Genomic DNA, 25571 nt, shown 5'->3' with positions numbered 1-25571 from the left:
AAAAAAGTGTTTAAAAGGCATTTCTCCTTGACCGCTTGTTTAATTAGTGCTTACTATTAGCCTTGTTATTGACTTGTAAGCGGTTTTCGTGTTCGGTTCTTGTGTCCCTTAAAGTCTACGAATTTTTATATAGTTATGCAAGGTTCTCCGGAAGTCGTAAAAAAGTAACGAACCAGCCTTTGAAATATGAATAGAGTATGTTATGACCGGTACCTTTAAAACTCATGTTACGGATGGGTTGGTTAGGGAACGCAAAGGCTATGAAGAAAAGGTAGAAATACTCTGGTTTTTCATTAAAAAAAAATTGAAATCATCGTTGTTTCGCTATTTTTATTTTCATGTCGTTGCTTTTTCGCTTATGCTTGTTGAAACAGGGATCTTTTTGTCTGCCTGTATTATTTCCGGAAAAACGTTTCTTCCTGCTTTTGTTTTGGCCTGTTTTTTTCTGACGTTTTTTGGTTTCTTGATTTTACGTCTTTATTTGCGTTCTCGAAAGCCGGAAATCAGGCAGTCTTTAAGTGAGCTTTATCTTAATAAAGTTAAGGAAATCATCGGTTATAAAGAGAACAGTTATCGACATCAGATTTTGTTGGCATCGGCCGCTCAAAGTTTAGCCGTCAGGCTTCAGGATTGGGAATATGCATTGTTACAATCATGGAGTTTCTTCATAAGAGCTCCTTCTTTCCTTCGTAAGGTCAGTGGCTTTTGTTTTTGGAAAGATGTGGTTTATTTTCGTGAAAATTTACTGGAAAGGGCTGTTGATTTACACTTGAATGCTGTGAAGAAAGAGCCGATTGATTTAAAAGCACATGCTTCCTTGGCCGATGCTTTCGTATTGCTTTCCGGTTTATACGCCGATCCTCGAAAATATCCGGAGTTTGAAGGTGAAGATTGGATTCCGGAAACGAGGTATTCAAATGAAACTCGAGATAAATTTCGAAACTGTGCAGAGAGAGCTATTGAAGAATTTAAAATTTTAAATGATTATTTTCCCGGTAATACATGGGTTCATACTCAACTGGCCTATAGTTATCACGATTTGCAAATGCCGGAGGAAGAGATCAGTCAATACGAGATCTTATTGAATTTAAGGCCTTCCGACGAAGACATAATGTTTAAATTAGGCATGTTATATTTTAGACAGGGGATGAATTCTTCCGGACTTAGAATATATGAAATTTTAAAAAAAATTAATTATAATAAATCTCAAAAACTTATTAATTTTTATGGTTCTTTTTTTATTTACTAGTATTTTATAATTAATTTTTATTTTTTTTAATTTGGTTGATTTTTGACTCTTTCTTTATCGAGTGTCTCTCCTTTAAAAGAATTTGCGTCACGAGTATCCGCTTCTTGGCAGCAAAAAGATCGTTCGCGGAAGATGGTTATTGCCTTATCGATATCCCTAGTCGGCATTTCGATGATCAGTACGGCTTTAATAGGATTAGTAGGCCTACAAGGATTAGCCGGAAACTTTTCTTGTTCAAAGATAGTGTATAATTTTGCTTGGTACTTGGATACGATGTGTCGTGCGTTGTCTTTTTCGAGCACTTGCCTAACCGTTTTCATTTTGGTTGTCGGATTGATTTTTTTGTTTATCGGTTTATTTTTGATTCCCTATAAGGATGTTCAACATTCTCAAGGTCCGTTAGAGCAAATTAAAAAAAAATATTTCATGTTGAAATAGTGATTGTTTTTGCAATGAATATCCTCTATACTCCTTCACGCGTGCGTTTCCGACAGAAAAAAATTGGGAAAGCGGTTTCAAGAAATTCGGTTGTTTGATGAACGAATGACTGAGTTTGAGAATGTTGTGAGATTTAAATAAGGAGAATGATTATGAAAAAATTGGTTTTAGCCGCCTTGGCTTTATTGGTATTTGGAGTTCCTCAAGGAATGGCCGGTTCGAAAGTTAGATTGGATTCGTCTAAGTCTGCGAGATTTGGGTTGGAAAGTCAGGTAGTCTTATTCTCCGAAGAATTGTTGACCGATGAAGAATGTGATCAAACGACTTGCCCTGAAAAAGAAAAAGGTGAAGAAAACAACAATTCGGATAAAGAAGAAGCAGTTGACTAGAACGGAAAACTTCGATTGAGTCGGTTTTTTTGTTCATATATTTTTCCGAGTTTTTATTTCGGTAAGATATTTTTTAAAGCCCCTAGACTGGGGCTTTTTTTTTGAGCAGCCCTCTTCCTGTTTCGTATTTTAAATCTTTAAAACAAACAGTGCTTCCGTTTGTTTCTTTTTAAAAAAGACCGTGTTGCTTGTAATTTTCTATTATTTAATAATAACCTCTTTATTTGGGAAATCGCCGATTTTCTTACCGAAAAGGAGCGAGAAGCAGTAGCCTTATGAAGAAAAGTTTTTTTTTATACAAAGTGCTGAGCCTGGTTTTAGTCCTAGTTTTGATTTTGTTGTATTGGTCATCGGATTTGGTTGAAAGAGACGTTAAATCCTTAAAAATCGGCGTGGACGGTTTAAGAGATGATGTTAAGGAGCTACTTAACGTTGTATCTAAAAATCATATTAAAGAGAATTATTCCGATCTTAAAATTGCGAATCTCCGAAAACCGGAATCAACCGTTATTTGCGGAGATCCTGTTTATCCGAATATTTTGTCCGAGGACCCCTATTTGGAGAATACGCTTCCGAATCTCTTAAGTAACGATTTGCAACCTTCGGGTACTTTGAGATTGGCATGCGTAGGTCGTCCGGATAATTTAAATCCTTTCAACGGATTTCATCGGGTAGTGGCTTTCTATGATCAATGTGTTCCCGGATTAGCCGCTTTACATGTCGGCAAATTTGAAGAGTTTGCTCCGGAGTTGGCGCTTAAAATCGAAGAACATAGCACAAACGACGGCAGCGGAGAGAAAGAGTTTCGAATCTTTTTACGAAAAGACATTTATTGGCAACCGCTTAATCCTGATTTTTTCCCGAAATCTTTTGTTCTTGATGATGTTTTTCAAAAACCACATCCTCTTACTGCCCACGATTTTAAATTTTTCTATGACGTCGTGATGAATCCTTATATTTCAGAAATGCAAGCTGTATCGCTCAGAAGTGATTTCGAAGATATCGTTGATTTTTCCGTCATCGACGATCATGCATTTATCGTAAGATGGAAATCTCATGTGACAATCAACGATGAAGGAGAAGAGGAGAATAAGGTACAGTACGGAGCATTTAAGAAGACGCTTTACATTCGTCCGTTACCGAGATTTGTTTATCAATATTTTTCAGACGGAAATAAAATCGTCGAAGATGACCGAGATCCTTTAACTTATCAAAATAATTCTTTGTGGGCCCAAAATTTTACGACTCATTGGGCAGGAAATTACATCGTCAGTGTAGGTCCGTATATTTTTAATGGGTTTGATGATCATTGCATATCCTTTATTCGTAATCCGAATCATTATCAGCCGTTGAAGTGTTTGGTTGAAAAAGTAACGGTTATGCTGAAAGACAGTTGCGACGCCATATTTAACGATTTTAAAACGGGAAAATTGGATCTGTGTTTTTTAACACCGAATCATAGGGAAGGTTTTAAGGAGTTCATGCGTTCCGCTGCTTATCGAACTCAGGTAGAACAAGGGGCAGCCGTTAAAGAAATAGTGAGTGCGGATAACGGATATTGTTATATCGGATGGAATCTCCAAACAGTATTTTTTGAGAGTACTAAGGTTAGACAGGCATTGAATATGCTCATAGATAAGGATAGGATCATTGAGCAAATATTTAATGGATATGCCTATGCGATTACCGGTCCTTTTTCATTGTTCTCTCCTTCATATAATTCGGATATTGAGGATTGGTGTTTTTCCCCGGAAGAGGCCGAAAGATTATTGGAAGATGAGGGATGGATCGATACCGACGGAGATGGGATACGGGAAAAGGAAATAGAAGGAGTCAGAGTGCCCTTCAAGTTTAACTTATGTTATTTTGTTCAAAGCGGTTCTTCCAAAGCTTTGGTTGAACAAATATCCATGTCTCTGCGATCGGCAGGTATCGATTGTCGTATTTTAGGATTAAGCATGGCCGATTTATCCAAGAAATTCGAAGATAAAAGTTTCGATGCTTTATCAATGGGGTGGTGTATGGGCCCTCCTCCCGAAGATCCGAGAGCCCTATGGCATTCCGAAGGAGCTTATTTGAAAGGGTCCGCCAATATGGTCGGATTCAGTTGTCCTGAAGTCGATGCTCTGATCGATCGATTGACTTATGAATACGATAGGACTAAACGTAAGCAAATCTATTATCGACTCCATGAAAAAATTCATGAAGAATCTCCCTATACTTTCTTGTGTTCCCGTAAAACCACAATTGTTTACAGAGACTACGTAAAAAATATTTTCGTCCCTAAGATTAGAAAAGATCTTATACCCGGAGCCGAAGATCAAGAAATCAACTATACCATTTTGTGGATAGATAGGAGAGAATAGGATTGTTAAATTATTTTTTAAAAAGAATTCTTTTGCTCCCGGTGACGTTATGCGTCATCATTCTCGTTAATTTCATTATCCTTAATTTTGCTCCGGGAGACTCTTGCGAAGATAAAGGGGGGGACTTTTTCGGGGAGGCCGGAAAATCAGATAGAATGAAAATTTATAAGGGACCGGATAGGCACCTTCTTTTTAGGGAGCATTACGGTTTGACTCTACCCATTCTTTTTAATAATTACCCGGCCATATCCCACGCCCAAGTAAAAAAAGCGATTTCCGATTTGAAAAAATCAAAAGATAACCCTGCGGCAACTAAAGTTTCTTTTTCGGAATTGAGAGTGCGATGGGGTGATCGGGCTCGATACATAATGCCGATATTATTGTTTGAAGCAAGTAATGCATCGGCTTCTTTAGCCTATAGAAGTATTGCCGCCGACCTCTTTATCAGGGGCGGTTTAAAATCGGGAATAACGGGCTTTAATTTAACTCCTGAGCAAATTTGTTATAATCGTGAAGTGTCGGAAGATGGCGCTTTATTATTAAAATTACTAAGCCGAGAAGGAGAAGATCTCGAATCTTTCGAAAAACGTTATCAGGCGTTGAGGGAATGGTTTGATAAAAAGGGCGGATATAACGCCTTTGTTTTTAAAGGGGTCAAGAAATATAAAATCTTTTTTTTCGAAACTCGCCTTTGCCGTTATTTATCGAAGATTGTTCGTTTGGATTTCGGTTCGTTAAGATCGGATACCAATAAACCGGTCATTGATGAGGTTACGAAAAGAATTAAGTATTCTTTGCTTCTTTCGGTGTTACCTATGTGTTTCGTTTTTGTATTATGTCAGATTTTCGGCATGATCATGGCTGTTTATCGAAATAAGTGGCCGGATCATATTCTTAACATTTTATTTCTGATCCTGTTTTCGGTTCCCGTGTTCGTAGCTGTTCCTTGGATGATCGAAAACTTTGCTATTAATAAGACAATCCCTTTTACGAACATACCGGTGCCTTATGCCGATTTATATTCTTCCAAGGAAATTTTCGATCAACTTTCATCGTTCGGAAGACTTATCGATATAGTGACTCATTGCGTATTTCCGTTCATTGCCGTGAGTTACGGAGCCTTTGCTTCACAATCAAGATTTTCGCGTAGTATATTTTTAAATCTTTTGAAACAGGATTATGTAAGAACGGCCGTTGCCAAGGGATTACCAAAATTGGATATTCTCGTGAAACATGTTGGAAGAAACGCGGCTATTCCTCTAGTGACTTCATTGGCTTCTTCTTTAGGAGCTATTTTAGGGGGAGCTTTAGTTGTAGAGACATTATTTGAAATTAACGGGTTCGGGAGATTTTTTTATCAAGCCGTACTAGACCGCGATCATAACGTTATTTTATTTTCCGTTCTGGCGGGTTCTTGCTTGTCTTTACTTGGTTATCTTTTGGGGGATCTTAGTTATGCGTTGTTGGATCCGAGAATTCGTCCCGATCAGCGCTATTAGGAAGGAGTTGGAAAGATATGGATAGCAGACACTCTTTCTTTAAGTCTTTTTTTTCTAGATTTAAAAAGAATCGAGCGGCTTTCGGAGCTTTGCTCGTTTTCATAATATTATCTTTAATAGGTGTATATGCTCCTTTCTTTGCTTGCAGCAAGCCTTTTATAGTTCGATGGGGAGGAGAATATTATTTTCCTTTTCTCAGATTTTTGTTTTTTAAAGGCTTCTATACAAAGCCTTTAGATCTATTTTTTAACGTATTCATGTTTGTTTTGCCTTTGATGATAGCCGGATTACTAATTTTAAGTAAAAAATGGCATAGACAAACATGGTTGGGCATTTCTGTCTTTTTGCAATTATTCTTTTTTTTATTAGTAAATGCGGGAGTTGTTAAAAATCCGGGAGAAAATGAAATTTTACAAAAACTCAGGACCGAAGAGATCAACGAATTAATGGCTGATAATAAGGATAGAGAGGAATTAATCGTCTTGCCGGAAGATTTTCGTACGTGGGAGTTCGAAAAAAAATTTATCAGTAATTACAACCGTCTCGGTCTCGTACTGAAATCGATCTCTAAAAATCTTAGACACGATAATTTACAAAAATATACCGTAGCTTTCGAAACGAAAGAAAACAGACCCTTACCGACCTTGAAATTTCTCGATGATAAACACGATCGGGCAAAACTTCGACGTTTACATAAAACATTAGCCAATTTGGAGTCTTCTTACGAGGATCATTTGTTGAAATGGGAGATCGCTTCCGCTAAATATACGCCTTATTTGATGGCTTTAGCCAGAGCCGAACATGAACATAAATTATCTTATGTTTTTCCCTCCGACAAAATTGACGACAACGCACGTGTTTTAAATGATATTCTTAAAGTGTCGGAATCCGTAAAACAAGAGGTCATTTTTCATAGAAAAATTTTAGAAGAGTACGTCAAAACAAAAAGTGCCGTTGCTTTTATAGAAGATAAATTGGTTTGGCTGAATGACGCTTCAGCTGATTGTAGGATTATATTGAAACCGTTTTTTCGGTTACATCATTGGGAAGAAGACACGGGCATGTCAGGAGATGTTAACAAGTATTTGCCTTGGTGGGAGATGAGTCGTGCCAACGGTCGCGATCTCGTGGCTTCTTTGTTATTCGGAATAAGAATTTGCTTAGTCGTCGGATTTCTTGGCGTAACGGTATCTTTAATCATAGGTATTGCTATCGGTTTAATCTCCGGTTACTTCGGAGGTTGGGTGGATATTATCGGATCTCGCTTTGTTGAAATATGGGAGACAATGCCGGTATTGTTTATTTTGCTTTTGCTGATTTCGATTTCTCAGATTAAATCTTTATTTGTTAATACGTTGGTTTTGGGTTTGTTCGGGTGGACAGGATTTACCAGATATGTCAGAGCGGAAGTTTTAAGAGAAAGGGAACTACCTTATGTTCTGGCTTCAAAGAGTATGGGTTATAGTCATTGTAATATTATGCTGTTTCAAATTTTACCGAACGTCTTCAGTTGCATCATAGCTCTTTTCCCCTTCACGATGATGGCAACAATCAGTAGTGAAGCGGGGCTTACTTTTCTGGGGCTTGGAGAAGAAAATACTACGTCGTGGGGTGCTCTGATGCGTGAGGGAGTGAATTCCTTTCCTTCGGAAAGCTATTTGTTATGGCCACCTGCAACCTTATTAACAATTTTACTGATTGCCATTGCTGTAACCGGAGACGGTATTAGAGATGCTCTTGATCCTAGACTGAGAGATTAAGAATACGGAATTTTTATCGGTAATGAGATCTGAAATCCGATAAACAAGTTTTGAGAATTGCGGTTTTAAGAAAACCTTCGGATTATTGAAAGGAAATTGTTTTTTTTTCATATAGTCAAAACATAGGTCGATGTAAGAAAAAATCGAAGCGACTATTAAGAGGTTATCTTAATCGATTCTTATCCGGTTTCAGTAACCGGTTGAACATGAGGTACTGAAGATAGAAACAGACCCATGACATGCTTGATAAGGTTTGAGACAATAAGAACGATGTTTCAATCCGAATCTATAAAGATGCCTTATAACTTAGCTCGTTGCCTTAAAATTCAACCGTTCGAATTTGGCTTTGGAAACGGGTTTCCCCTGATGGTACCATTCTTTTTTTAGGGTTCCTTGATTGTAGATCTTACGAGTTCCATGCAGCTGATTGTTTTTCCAAGAAACTTCTTCTACAATTTCGAATTTATCGTTATAACGAATCTCCATACCTTTTCGTATCCCTTTAACAAAAGGAATATCGGCAACACGGTGTCCGTTTTTAAAAACGAAAGTAACTCCGTCTTGTATGCCGTTACGCCATTCTTCAAGAGTATTGGGAATACCTCCGAGGAAAAAAGTCTGTCTGATGCCGTGAATCACGCCGTTTTGATACTGTGTGACTGAGGCAGGGTCTCTATTCGGATAATAAGACGTCTTACGAACCAAAGAACCTTGGTTAAAAGCTTCTTCCGATAAGAGTTCGCCTTGGGCGGAATAACAAGGACGTATGCCCTCACCGTCGACGATGTGAACTTTCTCTCCGACGGGAGTTATATAAGTTCCGCTTATCAATTTTCTATCGGAAAAAGTTTCCGTAATGAAAGGAGGAGTATGTGCAATGTCATCGTCTTTCCAACTTGAAATGATTATCGACCCATCACTGTTGAAAATTTCTTCTTGTTTGGGTAATCCGTTAATGAAGAAATGGCGACGTGAAAGTAAAACGCCATGTTCATATTGTTCTCTTAAAGCAATAGTTGCGGAATGAGGGTAAGAAACGATGACTTCTCCATTCAACAGCCCTTGGAAATAGGATTCGCTGACGGTTGTTCCGTCTTTTAAGAGTTTAGTGATACTACCGTCTTTCCCCCGACGGATCCATTCGTCTCTTGAAATAATAATACCGTAACTATGCCGATAAACTTCTTTAATCGCCTGATCACTGCGAATAGCGGCATCGCTGACTGAGAAGAAAGTTAAAAATATTAAAAAACCGAATAACAATTTCATTTTTAAACTCTTTAAAATCAAAAGCAATTTCTTTGGGAAGTATTTTCCCGACACAATATTACTACCGTCGGTCATAAACCTCAATCCATGTTGAGTTTTATAGATTTTTTAATAGCAAATCAATAACTATTTGTTTTTGTAACTTCGATATGTTTAGAAGCGTGTTTCAATCGCAAGTCGGAAATTGTTTTAAAATCTTGTCTTCGGATAATTTGTTAAGGAGAGCGGACATTAGTTTTTCATATTCGTCATCGATTTCTCGAGCGGATAAATTTCCGGACAAACTTCTATAGGTCATTGTTAAAGTAACGTTTTTCCACTCGTTCCCGACAATAAAGTCATCGCAATAAATGTCTTTAATTCTAATGGACTCCAAAAGAGGAGATAGTTGTTTGTTTAAAAAGGCGATTATTTTTTTCACCGGGTAATCATTGGTGACCGATAAAGTCACATCTCTCGTTGATCCCGGAAATTCGGAAATCGGTTGCATGATTTTATTTTTCGGTGCCTTAACGAAAGGTTTAATTAAACACTCGAAAAAGAACACTTCTTGTTTAATGTTCGGAATCAATAGAAATTCGGGATGTATCGAACCGATTTTCCCTAAGCGATTCTTTCCTATACGAATATCCGCTTGTTGGTAAGGGTGAAAGTATTCGTATTGAGAAGGAATGAAATCAGGAGTCAATGCATATTTATCGAATATATTTTCTACGATACCTTTCAGTTCGAAAAAATCAGTTTTTAAGTTTTTGCGGTTCCAACTTTCCGGATCTTTCAGACCGGTGATCAGAAGCGCAAAACTTTCCTCTTCGATAAAGTTCGAATTGATTTTTTTATAGACTTTTCCGATTTCGAAACAACGAATTGTCGAAGCGTTCCTATGAATGTTAAAAGCGGTTGACCGTAATAAACCCGGAAGCAAACTTGGTCTTAAAAACATTGAACTTTTGGATGTCGAGATGGTAACGAGATTTTCGTCTCGGTCCTCTTTATTAATAAGCTCCGTTTCATCTTGTTTTAATAAATCACAAGTATAAAATTCATAAAATCCTTGGGCAACCATATAAGACCTTAGGTCTTTTTTTGTTTCCCAAAGAGACGGCGGATAAAGTTTCGCATTCTTTGAGGTATCGGGTTCATTATTGTTCGGCAGTCCTATGATTTTGGATATTTCCTCAATCAAATCCACTTCTTCGTTAATATCATGCCGATAAGAAGGTGCTCTAACCGTTAATTGTTCATCGGAGGTTTGAATAACTTCAAAATTAAGTCGTCGGAATATATCGGCGGTTTCGTTACAGGTGAGGGCCGAATCAAGTAAGACATTCATTTTTCGGTTTCGAAAAATAATTGTCTTATTTTCGGTTAAATTTGATTTTTTCGTTTCTATGGCTTTAATTTTGATTTCGGGGAAATTTCGAGAGAGCCAAGAAAGAGCCATCTTCATGGCTTGCAAAGGCAGTTCCGGGTCCGTTCCTCTGGAAAATCTATAGGAAGCATCGGTATACAGTTGAAGATAATTTTCAGTAAATCGAATGTCTTTCTTAAAAAAGTAGGCACTCTCTAAAACCACGCGATTCGTTGTGCTTGTAACGGAGGAATCTGCAGCGCCCATGATACCCGCTATTGCCAAAACGTGAAAATCGTCCTCTACAACCACGGTCCCGGGTTTTAAAACGACTTTTTTGTCGTTCAATAACGTAACGGATTGAGGTTCACGAATTTTATTCACCCTTAAAGATAGAATATCAACACGTGAAGCGTCGAAAGCATGCATCGGTTGACCGGTAACCGACATAATGAAATTGGTGATGTCAACAATAGGGTTTACCGATTTTATTCCGAAATAACTTAATAAGTCCTTCAGTTGTGAAGGAGATTCTTGATTAGGAATGTCGTCTATTTGCGCAGCTACGTAAAAAGGACATGCATCGGCTTCTTGTTCCGCTAGGCTTTTTTCATGAATTTCGGGTAATTTTTCGTCAATCGATAAGAAATCCGGAACGGAAAACGTATTGTTTATTAAAGGAGCTATTTCTCGAGCCAAGCCCATAAGAGAACAGCAATGACCGAGATTGGGAGTTAAAGCGATTTCGATTATCGGATCTCCGATTAAAAGAGAATAGTCTTCACCTAGAGGCGTATCTTCCGATAATTCCATAATACCTGAAGAAGTTTCTGAATCGGGGAATAACTCTTCGAAGGAACACAACATGCCTGCTGATTCGATACCTCTGAGTTGCGTTTTTTTGATAATTAAAGGGCTTTGATTGATTCTTAAAACGGCTCCTGGTTTGGCAAAAGCAGTTATTAAACCCGGACGACAGTTCAAAGCCCCACAAACGACAGTATGATTGTCGATCCCGTCGAATACAACGGCAATCTTAAGTTTGTCGGCATTGGGATGAGGGGTGACTTCAACAATGCGAGATGTAAACACGTTTTTAAAATCGACATTATTTTTTAGAGAAATTGTTTCTATTTCGATGCCGATTTGTTCGCAAGCTTTGATTATGTTTGAAAACGAAGGAGAAACGGAAAAACACTTTTGTAACAATTTCAATGGAATGAGCATATAATTTCCAAAATGATTTTCAGCATGGAATTTTACGATTACTATTTTATACTTACAAGATATTTTAAGTTATATAGCCGTAATTGATTTAGGAGAATTCGATGGCGTTTTTTAATAAAACGAGTTGGTGGAAGCAAGGATTGGTTCTTAGTTTTTCCTTGAATATACTTTTTTTATTTTTATTTTATTTCGTTATATTTCGTCGCGGAATCATTTATTCCGGGTTGTGTTTTAATACGGTCACGATTTGCGATCAAGAACGAGAACATTCTTATGAATATACCAAGTATCTTAAGGAGTTAAAGTTTGATGAGCTGTTATCTTTGTTGCCGTCATCGGAAATGCTGGACGGCCATCGTATTAAAGATTTGTCTTTAGGTCTTCTTTTTTCGGAACATTTTTTGGATATCGGTAGCGCCCTAAACGGGCCTGTGACTTTTTTGAGATCCGAATCGGAAGGTGATCATTTTTACATCCCTCAAAATCTTTCTGATGAGGATTTTATAAAAATCGCAAAATTTTGTCGGGAAGAAAGATATCCTTACACAACACGAGGATTGTTTCGTTTGTTATCGGAATCTTTGAAATCGGGAATTGTTGAGGAGCGATTATTTTTTCGGTTTCTCAATTCAAAAGAATTTATATTTTTCCGATCTTTGATGAGTTCCGGATCTTCGGAAATTTCTCCGGGCACTTTGATGAGAATAGCCGTGGACGGTGGTAGCGAATTATTTTTTGAAACTTGTTCCTACGATAACTTAAGGAAAGGCCTTTCGGAAGATACAGGCAGAAGAGCTCGATTTTCTTATTTGGAAAAAGATCTCGTTCTGGCAGTCGATCTTTTCTTAGATGCCGATTGGTTCTTCATTACGAATGAAGCTTCCGATGAAACAGTCCTTAAGATTTTAAGGCTTTTGAACGGATTGCATCCTAAAACGGATATATTCTTGGATCGCATCATGGCTTCATGTCGCGGAAATCAAGTAAAAAACATGGCTCGATGTCTCCAATCGTTTTATAGTAGATAGGTAAGCTTGATCAGAGATTATTAAATACGATTCAGGATTCGATGTCGGTTTTTTTGCGGTTTTCATTGCTAAAAGAAATAGATTCCTCCAAAGACATTGAAGGGACAACGTCAAGTCCTCCTGAACTCCAAGGCCCGCATTTCAGGATTCTTTTAAGGATTAAAAAAGTCCCTTTAAATAGACCTTTTACGGAAAGGGCTTGGACGGCGTATTCGGAGCAAGAAGGAAAAAATCGACAATGATGAAGTAGGAAAGGGGAGATCAATCGTTGATAGGCGCGAATCGTAATGATGAATATTTTTGTCATATTAGGTGAAACAGATCTCTTAAAAGGGCGATAGCTACTTCGATAACGATTAGGCAAATAATAGTCCATTCTAAAGATGATGAATATTGTTGATGCAGCTGATTGTTCAGGATACTTAATAAATCTCCCAAAATCGTTAATTTATGATTAAGAACGCTGGTTCTGGGAGCAATATCGAAACAGGCAAAAACGTCTCTGTATATAGGTTGTTTGTCCGGGTGTTCCCAAAAGAAGTCAGGTTCATCCAAAATATCCGATTGAAGATTAACGAGAGCCTTATCGATGAACAACTTTCCTATTTTTTTTGATATGGCCTTACGAGACAGAAAAATTTTACCTCTGAGAGCCAAGTCTCGTGGTAACTGTTTTGAGTTTTCGATGGTCTGATTAATGGTCCCCTCGAAAACCGTTAATTTAGCGGATTGTGCCAAACCGAACGATACAGCCATTTTCGTCAGAAAAGAATTGTCCGATAAAATCAGCCGATCTCGACGAATGTTAACCGAGGTTTCATAGGAATAGTTATAGAGATCGGTTTCCGGATGCGGATTGATTTCCGGCGAGGCGGGTAGAATGGCCTGTAGTATGCATATTTCTTCGGCTTCTTTCCAGGACCAAAATACGGCAACACCGAAAGTAAAAAAGAAAGCCAGAGGAGTTTCTCCATCGATATGATCGGGCCCGATGATTCGTACGGCTTCTCGAAACAATACGGTGTCGTAGTCGCTTTTCAATAAATGAAATAGGACATGGAGATTATAGGACGAGGAGGTACAATAAGCGGAACAACGCATAAATTAAAAAAAAATATAGATACGGAGACTGCATTATGTGTGTTGTACTATTTTTTTTCCATTAAGAGAATTTTTTCTTGAGATAAACCGTAAGGAGATTTAACCTCATTCGCTTAGTGTTAATGCGGGAGTGGCGGAATCGGTATACGCGCTATCTTGAGGTGGTAGTGGAGAGATCCTTGGGGGTTCGAGTCCCCCCTCTCGCATTTTATTATTTTCTCAGTGGTCTTTTTTTTTGGATTGATCTAGAAGAGTTGCATGTCGTTTTACGGTAGAATCATATGGCCATGCGTGATTTCGTCTTTTCAATCGTCTTATTTTCATTTTGGTTCTCTACAGCATTTGCAACAACGCCTCATGATACGAGTATTCAAAGTTTTTCAGGTAAGAGCGAATTCTATACGGAGGAGATGGATTTTTCCGGCATATATCCTCATCTGGAAAATATTAATATTGATGCTACAAGAAAAAAAAGAGTCGAATTGAATTTATCCGGGTCTTATCCGGTGCTTAAAACGGTGTTTTATAGAGGAAGTTTTGGTACTTTGGCAGTTAATGCCTGCGGAGATCTTCCTGTTTTGGAAAACGCTTCTTTTTTGTGTTCTTCCTGTCATTTATTACTGGATCTGTCCGGACAGTGGTCTAAATCGGCTTCAATTACCGTAAAAAATGAAAATGAAGATATTCGATTGATCTTTCCTGCGGATATAGGGGTGATTGTCCGCACGACTACCGGTTTGAAAGGAAAGGTTTCATCGGCCATGGGGTTTCGAAAGGTTAGCGGTTCTTGGAATAAAAAAATGTTCGTTAATGATAAGTATCCGGATGCTTCGGTAAGACTGACCGTTGATATCGTGACGTGCGGTAAAGGATCGATTTTCTTGGCTCAGAAATGACGGAGGGTTATTCAAGAACGGTATTGAATAAAAAAGAAATTTTTTCAAATAGGGTAAATCCGCATTTACACAACTCGCTCAGTTTTTCGAAGCTTTTGCACGTAACTAAGGTTTTAAGAAAAATTTCTTCGTGTTTGCTAAAGACTACGGAAAGAGCATGTTTGTGTTCCGAACAAAGTATTTGTCCTTTGTGTCTAAAAACCGAATCGTCTATCGGTTGACCGCAAATTGAACATGCGTCGGAGCAATCTAAAATTCCATCGTGCTGCATAATCTTTAATCGAAAAAATGCCAACAGAAAATTCGGATCCGGAAAAGTTTCCAGTTTGTGAAGGCAATTATGAAGAAGAGAATAAATGCCCGGTATGGGCTTTCCCGGCCATTGGGTGTCGAGAATGGCCTGTCGCATTTTATCTGCTGCCGAAAGTTTTTCAAAATCGTTTCTTAAAAATAAATGACTGTTGAAAAAATTACTTTCTAATAGTTGTCCCATATTATTTTTATGTCTTTGAAAAGTATAGGAACCGAAGGTTAAGGAATCTAAGTTTCCTCGGTGAGGGGATTGATAATTCAAGCCGCCTTTCACGAATACATTGACTAATTCTCTAGCGGTTATGAGTGTAATAACGCAGTCGACTTCGGCACAAGGAATGCTTTTAAGAACGATACCTTTAACGAAGAACAGCATAACTATCTCTGATTTTAAGTAAATTATGAAAGGTCGGAAGACCGCTTCGAAAAACGAAAGTACGTTTTTGGGGGTTTAAAACACCCATTAATATATCGGTTCCGTTACAGAGAATAATAACAGGAGCTTTTATATATGTATTATAAGAAATAATCTGAAGAAGAGCTTTTTTATTGAGTTTGTGCGCTTTACATTCGCCTAAGATCAAGGGACGAAGAAAGTCTCCTTCCGGAGAAAAAACAAGAAGATCAATGCGCTTTTTGGCCATATCGGGAGGCACGCCTTTCGATGAAACATTTAAGGAATGCAATGTTTTTTCTACTGCAAATAAATGAGCCGGATATTCAAGATCCCGGATCATGAATTTTATGAGAGTTTGCCGAATGCCTTCTTCCGGTGTTAAGGTTGTTGCCTTTTCACGAATGGGATCGACAATTCGATATCGTTTCGATTGTGACATGCCGTTCTCCGAATCAACTCAGAGAGAAATATCCTTCGGATTCAATAATTCCGTAATTTCCGTCGCCGATTCGATATATGATTTTAATTTTTCTGTCGTCTTCACCGAAAAATAACATGGTCGGGTCCGATCCGACTTCCATCTGCATTATAGCTTCTTCTTGAGTAAAGGTCTTTACTTTCATTTTTTGTCGAGAAACAATCTTATGATGAGGGCAAAGTCGACCGATGGTTTTAAGATAAACGAATCCGTTATCGGTTTCCGTAATAGGGAGTTCCGGAATATCGTAATCGTCGATTGCGTTTTCATATTCGAAAGACGGTCTTTGTTTGTGTTCCTTGTGTTTTTGTTTGCAGTGTCGGTCTACGGAATCGTGAACTTTATGGAAAGCTTCGATGACGGCCGTATACACGTTTTCATGAGAACTTGTGGCTTTAAAGGACTCCTGTCCCTCGGATGCGACTATCTTAACTGAAACAAGATTCTTTTGTTGAGAGATTGCGACGTGGATATGACGAATCCTTAAGAGAAAAAGTTTTTTGCTTTTTTCTTCAATAAGGCGTTTCAAAGGTTTCGATACAGGAAACCGTCGACCCACAATATCCAGTTGAGTATTAGGGGGCTCACTTCCGATATCCTTAGGAAAAATTTTCGATTTTTTAGACAAAGATTCGCATTTTCGAGCCGATTTTTTCATAAACATCCCTTTTTACAAATAAAAAAACGAGCCATTCGTTATCAAAGATTTTAAAAAGAATCGGAATTATATACAAAAATATTTTTAATTCGCACCGAAGAGGGCTCGAACCTCCAACCATCCGGTCCGAAGCCGGATACTCTATCCAATTGAGCTATCGGTGCTTAGGTAGAAATTTTCTCGGAAACCAAAAAAACCGAGAGGTACATGGTAATGCCGATTTATAATTAATAACAACAGTATTTTGGAATGAACACGACTTATATCAGATAAGCAAATCTTCTGCCGATATTATGTCCGTAGAACTGAGAATTACGGATCGTTCTATGACATTGGACAGTTCGCGTATATTCCCCGGCCAAGAATATTTGCATAGTTTTTCTACGGCACTCCGGGATAATCGTTTTAAGGACTTTTCATGGGATTGACGAAAGTCTTTTAAAAAATGTTCGGCCAGAGGAAGAATATCTTCTTTACGTTCTCTTAAAGGAGGGATGGAGAGCGAGATAACATTTAATCTATAGTAGAGATCTTCTCTGAATATTTTCTCTTGAAGAGCTTGCTGCAAATTCCTATTCGAAGTGGCCAGAATACGAATATCTACGGATATTGTTTTCGTGCCTCCTAAATGTTCGAATTCTTTTTCTTGTATAGCTCTTAATAATTTGGCTTGTAAAGGGACCGGCACTTCAGTAATTTCGTCAAGAAGAAGAGTTCCTTTATCAGCCAGTTCGAATCTTCCCGGTTTTTTATTTAAAGCTCCGGTAAAAGCTCCTTTTTCATGTCCGAAAAATTCCGATTCCAACAAAGTTTCCGGGATAGCTGCACAATTGATTTTGATATAAGGATGCATGGATCGCGGAGAAGCTTCGTGAATGAATTTCGAGATCACCTCTTTCCCGGACCCGGATTCTCCGTGAATGAAAATATTGGCATTGCTCAAAGCGGCTTGTTTAGCCGTAATTAAAACACTTTGCATTTTAGGACTTTCGGAAACAAACGGATAGTCATTGCTGCCGATTTCCGTATTGATATCGTCGTTTTGATGAAATGAAGCATGTTCTTCCGCTTTTTTAATGAAAGTCAACAGAGTTTCAGGAGAGAAAGGCTTTGTTATGTAATTAAAAGCTCCGTGCTTTACAGCAGCTACCGCATTTTCTATCGTGGCAAAAGCCGTAATAACGAGTATTGAAATGTGAGAAGACCTTGCTCGGACTGCTCTGATCACGTCCAAACCGGACCCGTCTTCGAGATTCATATCCGTGATGACCAAATCGAATTTTTTTTTGGAAATAAGTTTTTTGACGTCTTTATATTGAGATACCGTTTGTACTGCGTACCCGTATTTTTTCAGTAAGGTTTCCAAAAAATCTCGAATAAGGGGTTCATCATCTACAACCAAAATGGACTTGATTTTCATGTTATCCGGGAAGTTTAATGATAAATGAAGTTTGTTCGGTCATTGATTTGACGACAATGTTACCACCGTGCATTCGTATCACTTTCAAAGATTCTGCCAAACCCAATCCGTTCCCATCAGGTTTAGTAGTGAAAAAAGGAACGAACAATTGATTGATCTTATCTTGAGGAATGGGGTCTCCTTCATTGGTAATGATAATGTCACCGTCATTCGTAAGAGTGATGACGATAGTTTTATTCGGTAATGAAGCTTCGAAAGCATTTTTTATCAAATTCCATAGAACGGATTGAAAACGATCTTTATCGATCGATCTTACGACGGTAGGATTTTCGATGTTAAAAAACAGTCGCCCGGAAGAAAAAGGAGCTTCAAAAAGAGGAAGAAGTTTTGTTATGAAATCACAGATATTCGTAGGATAAAGAGTTAATGAGGGAATGTGGGTATATTGCAACATGGATGAGACTAGATAATTGAGAGATCGTGTACCCTCGATTACCGAGCGAATCATTTTTTTATGCCTGGGATTCAGCAATTCTTCTTCTAAAATTCCTGCGAATCCTTCGATACCGGTTAAAGGATTTCTGATTTCATGAGCTAAAGTCGCTACCATTTGACCCAATTCTGCTATGCTCTTGTATTTTTCCAGAGATTGTTCCAGTTGTTTATAGGAAGACCGATCTCGAATTAAAATGAACAATCCGTTTTCGTATGAACGTACAAAAACTTCAACGTCTTTTGTTTCGTAATGATTGGAAAAAGTAAGACAAAAAGTTTTGGGTTTTTCCGGATTTTTAAGCATTTGACTGACGGAAAAACCGAATAGATCATCTTTAAAAAAATGAGAAAAATGATAATCTTTGGTTTCTATCCCAGTAGGAAGATCCAAAATTGCTCTGGCAGCGGCATTGCAAACGAAAATACGCTCGGCATGATTGATTAACAAAATACCGTCCGGAATAAGAGAAATGACATTTTCCGTTTCTCGATGAGAGATTTGAAGACGGTTCTTAAGGAGATCGACTTTTTCCTTAAGATTTTGTTGTAGACGTTCGATTTCAACTGCATTATGAAAAAGTTTAGAAACATTATCATTGAGATTGAGCAATTCTTTGTTCATAGGACCGTAATTCTCTTTTCCTTTCAAGATAATTTAAGGAATCAAGTTCTAGGATTCTAGAGACGATTTGCTTAATATCATCGATTTCGTTTGTGACTTCCTGTGAAATTTCGGTAAAGCCTTCTTTAAACGATTGCAATCGCTCATCGATATCTTCAATGCAGGATAAAAGGACTTTTTTTTGTTTAAGTACGCTTTCCCATTCGCTGACGGATAAAAGACTTTCGGTTTCCGTAAGATCAAGGAAAGATTCAAACAAACCTTTTTTCTTTTTTAAAAGCTGCAACAATTTGTTTTCTTGCATAAGGATCTATCCGAAAGAAGGGATTCTTTCTCTAAAAATAACTACTGCAAGTTTTATGGCAATATGAAAAAGGAAAAGATTGGGAAATTTCGACCGAAGGAAAATCAAAAAACCTTGCCGGTGATCGGACTCGAACCAACACCTTATTACTAAGAATAGATTTTGAGTCTATCGCGTCTACCATTTCGCCACACCGGCAAAGGAGAAAAAAGGGTAGATCTTTTAGTATTAATAACGCAAATAGTTTTGAATATTTTCGGAGTTAATTTCGATGGGACACAATTTATCCCTATCGTATAGAACTTCCATGGTAGTGCATAAAGATTTTTCTTTATCGATGCATGTGCAGACGAAGACTTCTTTATTGAATAGTTGAAGGTCTTCTTGATTGAAATTCGTATATTCGGGACACGTGCGATAAGCAGGATGTACGGCATAATAACGTTTAATGATTCGGAAAAGCTTTTCTGTAGAAAGATCTATCGTTTTAAACGTGACCGCCGCTCCGATCAGATGTTTGGAAGTTAAGTCCGGGGATTCGGGGTTAAGATGTTTTTTATGATTAGGACAACTGTGACCTTCAGTAATAGTGACTTTTACTCCGGATTTTTTGATGATATAATTCAGTAGATCAATCAAACAGGGGTAAACGAACTCTTTATTATCTCTGAGCGGTAAGCCGTGTTCGAATATTCCCTTACAATCGAAGGTATTGTTTGCAAAGTCGCCTTTCCCTTTACATCTAAAAGATTGTTTGGTTACGGAAGGAATGACTTTTTCCATATACTCCCGATGGGGATAATTCGGAGGAGAACGTTTTTGGGATTCAGGTAGAAAAAAAAATCGTCCGGTTTTTTGACCGATAATTGAATAATGAGATATATATTTTTTTTTGCCGTGTTGCGGATGGCAAGCCGTCATACAGCAAAGACACGCTATCAGTATGAACACTTTCATTTTATAAGCCGTCTCTTTATGAAAAAGATGCTTAATGCTATCATTCCGGGCGATTCCACTGGGATTTCATTCGGTTATAAGAGTAACGGGTAGGGAATTTGTGTCGATTGTTTTATCTCATTACGATCTCTTTTTTTTTGATTGTGACGGTCTTTTGATAGATTCCGAAAAGGTTCATTATGAAGCTTTTTTAAGTGCCTTCGCTTTTTTCGGATTGCCTTATGATTTGGATTATCTTGAACACCGTCGGCTTGTAGGCAAAGATCTGGAAGCCTTAAAAGCTTACTTGGTTTCTCGAGTTCCTGAAGTTAATGAATTTTGGGATGATTTATATCTAAAGAAACATCATACGTATATCGATTTGGTTGCAAAAGATTGTATTGATTTGATGCCTGGAGTTCCTGAAGTGTTGGCTTGTCTTAAACGGTTGGACAAGAAAGCGGTTGTCGTTACTAATGCTTCCCGTCCCATCGCACGAAAATTAATGCAAAGATATCCTTGTTTGAGTGAAATGGATTGGGTAACTCGAGAACTTTATTCGCGACCGAAACCGGCGCCCGATGCTTATATGTATGCGTACGATCGTTTTTATTGCAAGGGGATGCGTGTGATCGGATTTGAAGATTCCGTTAAAGGATTAAGTGCTCTTTCCAAAATTACTGCCGTAGCGGTATTCGTTAATGCCGTCGATGATATCGAATTACCGGTGAATGCCATTCACATTGCTTCTTTGAAAGAACTTGTTTTGGAATGAAAATTTAATAAAGCACTTGATGTAAGAATAAGCCTTTTGCGGGAGCCGTTTCGGCGGCGTGGATGCGGTTGCCGGTATTCATGATGTCTCGTATCTGTTTCGGTTTCATTTTATGTTTGCCGATTTCAATTAGAGTGCCGGTAATATTGCGGACCATTTTGTATAAGAATCCGTTGCCGGAAAATTCGAAAATAACGTCTTCGTCTTGTTCTTGAATTTCGAGTTTGTTGATATTTCTAACGGTGGTTTTATAAGTACGCCCACTATTTGAAAAAGAAGCAAAATCATGTTCCCCGATTAAGAAGGAAGCCGCATTTTGCATAGCCTTAAGATCTAAAGGATAAGAAATTGCATGTCGAAAAGGTTCAAGAAAGGGACTCGGTTTTTTTCTTTTAGTGATGTAATAACGATAAATTTTTCCCTTTGCGGAAAATCGTGCGTGAAAATCATCCGTTATCGGATCAAGTGCCCGAATGGTGATGTCTTTGGGTAGTAAAGCGTTTAAGGAATTTCGTAGTTGTAGATGAGATAGCTCTTTTTTCGGCTTGGGAAGAGTAATATGGGCTGTTTGCCCTACCGCGTGTACCCCTGCGTCCGTTCGCCCCGATCCGATGACGATTATTTTCGAACGAAAAATTTTGGATAGAGCTTTTTCCGTTTCCTCTTGAATCGTAGGTTTGTTCGGCTGTTTTTGCCATCCTGAGTAGTAAGTTCCTATGTACTCGATAATTAATTTATATTTACATGTCATAGTTGAATGAGAGCTTGGGCTATTGCCAGATCTTTAGGACTCGTGATTTTAATGTTAAGGTCTTTAGTGAAGACATATGTACAAGGAGTTCCCAAAAGTTCGGCACAAGAGACGTCATCGGTTAAAATCAGATTTTGCTTTTGGGCTTTTAGAAGACCTTTTTTTAAAACGGATGCTTCCAGAAATTGAGGAGTATGAGTTTTAACCAGTAAATCGCGATTGACGGTTTTCACTATCAGGGATTGATCGGGATCGATTTCTTTAACGGTATTAATTATAGGTTCCGCAAGAGCGGCGGCTCCGGTTTGGCGACCTTTAACGAAGAGTTCGGATATATCATTGTTATTGATAAAGGGTCGAACTGCATCATGGATACAAACGTATTTACTTGCAGTTGAAAGTTTTTTCAATCCCGAAGCAACGGAATCGATACGTTGATTACCGGGAGAGGCAAACCGAACGGGGAAATCCTTGAAAATAGATCGATATTTTCCCGAACAGACAACGATGATTTCAGAAAGATCATCTCTTAAAAGAAAAGTTTTTAATGAATGAAAAGCTACCGGAATCCCGTTTAAGGGAAGAAATTGTTTGGGTGTGGAGGTTCCGAATCGCGATCCGATTCCGCCCGCGAGAAAAATAAGACTGATGTCGTTCTTCATATCAATGACACTCTATCAAACAGATTTCAGGGGTTGAATTGAATCGAATGCGATTAGTACTACCTAACCCTCTAGTTACGTATACCTGTTTATTTCCAACCCGAATATATCCTCGACAAAATTCCGGATTTTCAAGTCCGGTCAGTTTTTCAGAGAGCCGTTTCCCGAACTTCGGCCAAGGAATATAAATTTGTTGACCGTGCGTGTGCCCGGAAAAAATCCACTCTCCGGGATAAACGGACAAATCGGGTATGGCATCGGGATTGTGAACCAGAACGATTCCCGGAAAATCGGGCTTATAGTTTCGATAGGCAATGTCCGGTCGACATTGAGAAAGAAATAATTCACCTAAACCGACAATATTAAGACCGATAGGAAGCGTCACCGTCTCATTATTCAAAATTCGAAAAGGAGTTTCTTTCAGTAAGTTACATAATTTTTCGTTTAAGCCGACTTTCTTAGCGTCTTCGGTCGTTCCTTTACGCGATTGATTGGCTTTGAAAACGTTAAGAATCGATGCCAGTATTCTTTTAAATGTTCGGAAAACACCAGGTTTTATGATATCGATCATTCCCTTCTCATTTCCGGAAACGTATTGTGCGTAGTCATGATTACCGAGTACGCAGAATGCCCCCATCTTAGGAGAGAATTTATTTAAAAATTTTTTTAAACGATCTTCATTGTGAAGGGTGGCATGACATAGAAAATCTCCGGAAAAAAGCAAGATATCGGGAGAAAGCTCATTGATTTTTCGTATGATTTTTTCAAGAAATTTTTCCGATTGCGTTGAATTCAGATGCAAATCTGAAATATGAACCAATTTCAAACCGGAAAGATGCCGACTTTTTTCACCCAAATACCATCGAAGGCGAGTAAGAGAAATGATATTCGGCTCTACATAAAAAGACCAAATTCCAAAAAGCAAAGGAAATAACGGCAAGAACTTAATTAGTGACGGCATGTGTCGGATTATAAAAGAGCGAGTGAATAAAAGCAATCTCGCTCCCCAACCCAAACGGTAAGTTATTTTTTAATATGACTCGATAAAATCTTTGTCATTTGGAACATATCGATCGGTTCTTTTGAACCGAACACCTTGGCTAACTTCTCATCGGGCACGATGTTTCTTTTGTTTTGAGGATCTTGACACTTATGTTTTTTGATGTAAACCCATACGTTTTTCACGATTTCAGTCCTTGGCATAGGTCCTTCGCCGACGATTGCTGCTAGGTCAGAGCTAATCGCTACCGGTTGCATGAAAGCACTGTTTTTGTTTTTTGAGTTCATGTGGTGTTGTCTCCTTATCTTGTTTCGGTTGCTCCCGTCTTTTTAAGAAGAGCGGGCAAAGAACATGTCTTACGGCAACTTTTTTATCCTGCATTTGGTTTCTCGTCAAAACAAATTGCTTGAATGTGTCAATTTTTTGTTTTTGAATGTAAATAACATATTTTGCGAAAGGGAAGTATCGAAAGGTTTTTTATTTTTGTATATAAAGTCTCAAACTCTTTAAAATCGAGAGCCTAATTTAAGGTAATATTTTAGGTGTCGGATAGAAAATGCATAATTTGAATGATCTGAAGGCGAAATTCACAGAAATAGTTTCCGATTTCGAGCGAATTGCGGGGTGTCTTTGACTTATCGGTAAAAGAGACTGAACTTATTGAAAAAGAAAAAGAAATAGCCGATCCTTCCTTCTGGAACGATCAGGAATCGGCTAAACGGATCATCTCTCGAGCAAATCGTCTTAAGGAATGGGTAATTCCTTATTCCGAATTGAGAGAACGAATCAGCGATGTGAGATTTTTTTTGGAAGAAGCGGTTTCCGATAGCGATATTCTTGAAGATCTATGGCAAGAACTTTCGAAATGTTCGCAATTATTGGAGGGTCTCGAATCCAAGAGGATTTTATCGTCTCCCGGAGATGATAGAAATTGTTTTTTTGCCATTAATGCGGGAGCCGGCGGAACGGAATCTTGCGATTGGACAGAAATGCTGTTTAGGATGTATTCCCGTTGGTTTTTAAAGCACGATTGGACGATGGAGATACTTGATAAGTTGGATGGGGATGTCGCTGGGATCAAGAATGTTTTGGTCAAAGTTTCCGGGGAGTTTGTTTACGGTTATTGTCGTGCCGAAAAAGGCGTGCATCGTTTGGTCAGAATATCGCCTTTCGACAGTAATGCGCGTAGACACACGAGTTTTGCTTCCGTGGATGTTTTTCCCGAGTTGGATGATGACATTGTCATTGACGTAAAACCCGGAGATCTGCGAATCGATACTTATCGATCGTCCGGAGCAGGCGGCCAGCACGTAAACGTTACGGATTCGGCGGTGAGAATTACCCATTTACCTACGGGAATCGTGGTGACTTGTCAAAACGAACGTAGTCAGATACAGAATAGAGAGAGTTGTATGAAAATTTTGAAAGCACGTCTTTATGAAAAAGAAGTGCGTGAAAGAAAAGAACAACTCGATACGGAAAGAGGTGAGAAAAGAGAAATCGCTTGGGGATCACAGATACGTAATTATGTGTTTCAACCGTATACTTTGGTTAAGGATGCCAGAACCGGTTTTGAGATCGGAGATGTCAAAGGAATGATGGACGGAGAATTTTTAGACGATTTCGTGATTGCTTACCTCAAGAAATTCGGAGAAAAAGAATGAAAGAAGCCATTAAACCGCCTATCGAAGGATTGGAAATTAGATACTCCACTCTTGATGACGGAGTATATATTAAACAGTGGAGCATGGAGCCGGGCGTAAGTCGCGGTTTTCCTTTTAAAACGGAAGCCGAGATAGATGATTCCGTGAGATTTTGGATCGGATTTTCTCGTTATAAAAGCAGTTTGACGACAACCCTTAACGGAGAGGTTTGCGGTATAGCTACTTTGGTATTGATGCCTTACATAAAAGTTGCGCACCATGCTCTCGTATCCATCATCGTCGGAGGGAAATTTCGAGGACAGGGGATTGGGACTTATTTACTTAACAATCTTTGTCATTTAGCTAAAAATCATTTCAGATTGGAGTTGCTTTATCTTGAGGTGTATGAAGAAAATAAAGCTATTAATCTGTATCGAAGATTCGGTTTTATGGAAGTGGGACGACAGAATCATTATTACAAAGAAGACGGACATTATTTAGCAAAAATAACCATGGAAAGATATTTGTAAGAGGTCTTTTTCAAA

General features: G+C 38.4%; 26 protein-coding genes and 3 tRNA genes. 12 read left to right on the top strand and 17 right to left on the bottom strand.

What is annotated here, in order from left to right; genetic code table 11:
• Positions 1–202 precede the first annotated feature (202 nt).
• The 6 genes from RSA43_02585 to RSA43_02560 all read left to right on the top strand — a co-directional run bounded on the left by RSA43_02585 (position 203) and on the right by RSA43_02560 (position 7701).
• Positions 203–1249, top strand: coding sequence for a hypothetical protein (locus RSA43_02585; protein ID MEG2496172.1), 1047 nt, complete (start codon positions 203–205; stop codon positions 1247–1249).
• 42 nt (positions 1250–1291) lie between these two features.
• A complete protein-coding gene (locus RSA43_02580; protein MEG2496171.1) occupies positions 1292–1687 on the top strand; it encodes a hypothetical protein in 396 nt (131 codons plus the stop codon).
• A 152-nt stretch (positions 1688–1839) separates the two neighbouring features.
• Entirely contained in the window at positions 1840–2076 is a 237-nt protein-coding gene (locus RSA43_02575) for a hypothetical protein (GenBank protein MEG2496170.1), read from the top strand.
• A gap of 275 nt (positions 2077–2351) precedes the next feature.
• A complete protein-coding gene (locus RSA43_02570; GenBank protein ID MEG2496169.1) occupies positions 2352–4442 on the top strand; it encodes an ABC transporter substrate-binding protein in 2091 nt (696 codons plus the stop codon).
• A gap of 41 nt (positions 4443–4483) precedes the next feature.
• Complete coding sequence (locus RSA43_02565; protein MEG2496168.1) at positions 4484–5941, top strand: ABC transporter permease; 1458 nt, start codon at positions 4484–4486, stop codon at positions 5939–5941.
• A 17-nt stretch (positions 5942–5958) separates the two neighbouring features.
• Positions 5959–7701 (top strand): ABC transporter permease subunit, encoded by a 1743-nt coding sequence (locus tag RSA43_02560; protein ID MEG2496167.1) that lies wholly within the window; start codon positions 5959–5961, stop codon positions 7699–7701.
• Between the two features lie 306 nt (positions 7702–8007).
• Here the strand turns inward: RSA43_02560 and RSA43_02555 are convergent, their stop codons facing one another.
• Both RSA43_02555 and pheT read right to left on the bottom strand, forming a co-directional pair.
• Entirely contained in the window at positions 8008–9045 is a 1038-nt protein-coding gene (locus tag RSA43_02555; protein ID MEG2496166.1) for a toxin-antitoxin system YwqK family antitoxin, read from the bottom strand.
• 91 nt (positions 9046–9136) lie between these two features.
• Positions 9137–11548: a phenylalanine--tRNA ligase subunit beta gene (gene pheT / locus RSA43_02550; protein ID MEG2496165.1), complete on the bottom strand. Its 2412-nt coding sequence runs from the start codon at positions 11546–11548 to the stop codon at positions 9137–9139.
• Between the two features lie 101 nt (positions 11549–11649).
• Here pheT and RSA43_02545 point away from each other — a divergent pair, with 101 nt between their 5' ends.
• Positions 11650–12576, top strand: coding sequence for a hypothetical protein (locus RSA43_02545; GenBank protein MEG2496164.1), 927 nt, complete (start codon positions 11650–11652; stop codon positions 12574–12576).
• A gap of 31 nt (positions 12577–12607) precedes the next feature.
• Here RSA43_02545 and yidD read toward each other — a convergent pair whose 3' ends face one another.
• Together yidD and RSA43_02535 are read right to left on the bottom strand one after the other, a co-directional pair.
• A complete protein-coding gene (gene yidD, locus RSA43_02540; GenBank protein MEG2496163.1) occupies positions 12608–12883 on the bottom strand; it encodes a membrane protein insertion efficiency factor YidD in 276 nt (91 codons plus the stop codon).
• Entirely contained in the window at positions 12880–13677 is a 798-nt protein-coding gene (locus RSA43_02535) for an RMD1 family protein (GenBank protein ID MEG2496162.1), read from the bottom strand. Before RSA43_02535 ends, yidD begins: the two co-directional genes overlap by 4 nt.
• A 124-nt stretch (positions 13678–13801) precedes the next feature.
• On the opposite strand from RSA43_02535, the gene RSA43_02530 reads away from it, so the two are divergent.
• Together RSA43_02530 and RSA43_02525 are read left to right on the top strand one after the other, a co-directional pair.
• Positions 13802–13883, top strand: a tRNA-Leu gene (locus RSA43_02530).
• Between the two features lie 75 nt (positions 13884–13958).
• Positions 13959–14573 (top strand): hypothetical protein, encoded by a 615-nt coding sequence (locus RSA43_02525; protein ID MEG2496161.1) that lies wholly within the window; start codon positions 13959–13961, stop codon positions 14571–14573.
• A 7-nt stretch (positions 14574–14580) separates the two neighbouring features.
• Here the strand turns inward: RSA43_02525 and recO are convergent, their stop codons facing one another.
• From recO to RSA43_02480, 9 genes are all read right to left on the bottom strand, one after another.
• Entirely contained in the window at positions 14581–15261 is a 681-nt protein-coding gene (recO, locus tag RSA43_02520) for a DNA repair protein RecO (GenBank protein MEG2496160.1), read from the bottom strand.
• Entirely contained in the window at positions 15245–15721 is a 477-nt protein-coding gene (locus RSA43_02515; protein MEG2496159.1) for a type I restriction enzyme HsdR N-terminal domain-containing protein, read from the bottom strand. The genes recO and RSA43_02515 overlap by 17 nt, the downstream gene beginning before the upstream one ends.
• 13 nt (positions 15722–15734) lie before the next feature.
• Positions 15735–16418 (bottom strand): sigma 54 modulation/S30EA ribosomal C-terminal domain-containing protein, encoded by a 684-nt coding sequence (locus tag RSA43_02510; protein ID MEG2496158.1) that lies wholly within the window; start codon positions 16416–16418, stop codon positions 15735–15737.
• Positions 16419–16508: 90 nt separating this feature from the next.
• Positions 16509–16582: transfer RNA gene (locus tag RSA43_02505), tRNA-Arg, on the bottom strand.
• 101 nt (positions 16583–16683) lie between these two features.
• On the bottom strand, positions 16684–17838 hold the full coding sequence (locus RSA43_02500; protein ID MEG2496157.1) for a sigma-54 dependent transcriptional regulator: 1155 nt from the start codon (positions 17836–17838) through the stop codon (positions 16684–16686).
• A 1-nt stretch (position 17839) separates the two neighbouring features.
• Complete coding sequence (locus RSA43_02495) at positions 17840–18955, bottom strand: histidine kinase dimerization/phospho-acceptor domain-containing protein (protein MEG2496156.1); 1116 nt, start codon at positions 18953–18955, stop codon at positions 17840–17842.
• Entirely contained in the window at positions 18927–19259 is a 333-nt protein-coding gene (locus tag RSA43_02490; protein ID MEG2496155.1) for a hypothetical protein, read from the bottom strand. The genes RSA43_02495 and RSA43_02490 overlap by 29 nt, the downstream gene beginning before the upstream one ends.
• Before the next feature lie 115 nt (positions 19260–19374).
• Positions 19375–19457 (bottom strand) — tRNA-Leu (locus RSA43_02485).
• A gap of 30 nt (positions 19458–19487) precedes the next feature.
• Complete coding sequence (locus RSA43_02480; protein MEG2496154.1) at positions 19488–20216, bottom strand: hypothetical protein; 729 nt, start codon at positions 20214–20216, stop codon at positions 19488–19490.
• A 34-nt stretch (positions 20217–20250) separates the two neighbouring features.
• Between RSA43_02480 and RSA43_02475 the strand changes: the two genes are divergently transcribed.
• On the top strand, positions 20251–20970 hold the full coding sequence (locus RSA43_02475; GenBank protein ID MEG2496153.1) for an HAD family phosphatase: 720 nt from the start codon (positions 20251–20253) through the stop codon (positions 20968–20970).
• A 4-nt stretch (positions 20971–20974) separates the two neighbouring features.
• Here RSA43_02475 and truA read toward each other — a convergent pair whose 3' ends face one another.
• The 4 genes from truA to RSA43_02455 form a co-directional block, all read right to left on the bottom strand.
• Entirely contained in the window at positions 20975–21721 is a 747-nt protein-coding gene (truA, locus tag RSA43_02470) for a tRNA pseudouridine(38-40) synthase TruA (protein ID MEG2496152.1), read from the bottom strand.
• Positions 21718–22383 carry a 2-C-methyl-D-erythritol 4-phosphate cytidylyltransferase gene (ispD, locus tag RSA43_02465; GenBank protein ID MEG2496151.1) on the bottom strand — a complete coding sequence of 222 codons (666 nt, stop codon included), beginning with the start codon at positions 22381–22383 and terminating at the stop codon, positions 21718–21720. Before ispD ends, truA begins: the two co-directional genes overlap by 4 nt.
• Position 22384: 1 nt before the next feature.
• Positions 22385–23344: a UDP-2,3-diacylglucosamine diphosphatase LpxG gene (gene lpxG, locus RSA43_02460; GenBank protein ID MEG2496150.1), complete on the bottom strand. Its 960-nt coding sequence runs from the start codon at positions 23342–23344 to the stop codon at positions 22385–22387.
• 62 nt (positions 23345–23406) lie between these two features.
• Entirely contained in the window at positions 23407–23670 is a 264-nt protein-coding gene (locus RSA43_02455) for an SWIB/MDM2 domain-containing protein (GenBank protein ID MEG2496149.1), read from the bottom strand.
• 330 nt (positions 23671–24000) lie between these two features.
• Here RSA43_02455 and prfB point away from each other — a divergent pair, with 330 nt between their 5' ends.
• Positions 24001–25047 carry a peptide chain release factor 2 gene (prfB, locus tag RSA43_02450; GenBank protein ID MEG2496148.1) on the top strand — a complete coding sequence of 349 codons (1047 nt, stop codon included), beginning with the start codon at positions 24001–24003 and terminating at the stop codon, positions 25045–25047.
• A complete protein-coding gene (locus RSA43_02445) occupies positions 25044–25556 on the top strand; it encodes an N-acetyltransferase (protein MEG2496147.1) in 513 nt (170 codons plus the stop codon). The genes prfB and RSA43_02445 overlap by 4 nt, the downstream gene beginning before the upstream one ends.
• Positions 25557–25571: the final 15 nt, after the last annotated feature.

The sequence above is a fragment of the Victivallaceae bacterium genome (assembly GCA_036659455.1).
In the GTDB taxonomy this organism is placed as follows: domain Bacteria; phylum Chlamydiota; class Chlamydiia; order Chlamydiales; family Chlamydiaceae; genus JAVXCN01.
Note: the sequence above shows the minus strand (reverse complement) of the source record. Positions and strands in the feature narration are given on the sequence as shown.

What these genes read in the sequence shown, in the direction of transcription:
- RSA43_02575 (MEG2496170.1), top strand. Translation starts at nt 1,840, where the DNA reads ATGAAAAAATTGGTTTTAGCCGCCTTGGCTTTATTGGTATTTGGAGTT.
- yidD (MEG2496163.1), bottom strand. Translation starts at nt 12,883, where the DNA reads ATGACAAAAATATTCATCATTACGATTCGCGCCTATCAACGATTGATC.
- RSA43_02515 (MEG2496159.1), bottom strand. Translation starts at nt 15,721, where the DNA reads ATGTCACAATCGAAACGATATCGAATTGTCGATCCCATTCGTGAAAAG.
- RSA43_02570 (MEG2496169.1), top strand. Translation starts at nt 2,352, where the DNA reads ATGAAGAAAAGTTTTTTTTTATACAAAGTGCTGAGCCTGGTTTTAGTC.
- pheT (MEG2496165.1), bottom strand. Translation starts at nt 11,548, where the DNA reads ATGCTCATTCCATTGAAATTGTTACAAAAGTGTTTTTCCGTTTCTCCT.
- lpxG (MEG2496150.1), bottom strand. Translation starts at nt 23,344, where the DNA reads ATGCCGTCACTAATTAAGTTCTTGCCGTTATTTCCTTTGCTTTTTGGA.
- RSA43_02510 (MEG2496158.1), bottom strand. Translation starts at nt 16,418, where the DNA reads ATGAAAAAATCGGCTCGAAAATGCGAATCTTTGTCTAAAAAATCGAAA.
- RSA43_02445 (MEG2496147.1), top strand. Translation starts at nt 25,044, where the DNA reads ATGAAAGAAGCCATTAAACCGCCTATCGAAGGATTGGAAATTAGATAC.
- RSA43_02585 (MEG2496172.1), top strand. Translation starts at nt 203, where the DNA reads ATGACCGGTACCTTTAAAACTCATGTTACGGATGGGTTGGTTAGGGAA.
- RSA43_02480 (MEG2496154.1), bottom strand. Translation starts at nt 20,216, where the DNA reads ATGAAAGTGTTCATACTGATAGCGTGTCTTTGCTGTATGACGGCTTGC.
- RSA43_02495 (MEG2496156.1), bottom strand. Translation starts at nt 18,955, where the DNA reads ATGAACAAAGAATTGCTCAATCTCAATGATAATGTTTCTAAACTTTTT.
- RSA43_02455 (MEG2496149.1), bottom strand. Translation starts at nt 23,670, where the DNA reads ATGAACTCAAAAAACAAAAACAGTGCTTTCATGCAACCGGTAGCGATT.
- RSA43_02545 (MEG2496164.1), top strand. Translation starts at nt 11,650, where the DNA reads ATGGCGTTTTTTAATAAAACGAGTTGGTGGAAGCAAGGATTGGTTCTT.
- RSA43_02560 (MEG2496167.1), top strand. Translation starts at nt 5,959, where the DNA reads ATGGATAGCAGACACTCTTTCTTTAAGTCTTTTTTTTCTAGATTTAAA.
- truA (MEG2496152.1), bottom strand. Translation starts at nt 21,721, where the DNA reads ATGACATGTAAATATAAATTAATTATCGAGTACATAGGAACTTACTAC.
- RSA43_02535 (MEG2496162.1), bottom strand. Translation starts at nt 13,677, where the DNA reads ATGCGTTGTTCCGCTTATTGTACCTCCTCGTCCTATAATCTCCATGTC.
- ispD (MEG2496151.1), bottom strand. Translation starts at nt 22,383, where the DNA reads ATGAAGAACGACATCAGTCTTATTTTTCTCGCGGGCGGAATCGGATCG.
- RSA43_02500 (MEG2496157.1), bottom strand. Translation starts at nt 17,838, where the DNA reads ATGAAAATCAAGTCCATTTTGGTTGTAGATGATGAACCCCTTATTCGA.
- recO (MEG2496160.1), bottom strand. Translation starts at nt 15,261, where the DNA reads ATGCTGTTCTTCGTTAAAGGTATCGTTCTTAAAAGCATTCCTTGTGCC.
- RSA43_02525 (MEG2496161.1), top strand. Translation starts at nt 13,959, where the DNA reads ATGGCCATGCGTGATTTCGTCTTTTCAATCGTCTTATTTTCATTTTGG.
- RSA43_02475 (MEG2496153.1), top strand. Translation starts at nt 20,251, where the DNA reads ATGCTATCATTCCGGGCGATTCCACTGGGATTTCATTCGGTTATAAGA.
- RSA43_02490 (MEG2496155.1), bottom strand. Translation starts at nt 19,259, where the DNA reads ATGCAAGAAAACAAATTGTTGCAGCTTTTAAAAAAGAAAAAAGGTTTG.
- RSA43_02555 (MEG2496166.1), bottom strand. Translation starts at nt 9,045, where the DNA reads ATGACCGACGGTAGTAATATTGTGTCGGGAAAATACTTCCCAAAGAAA.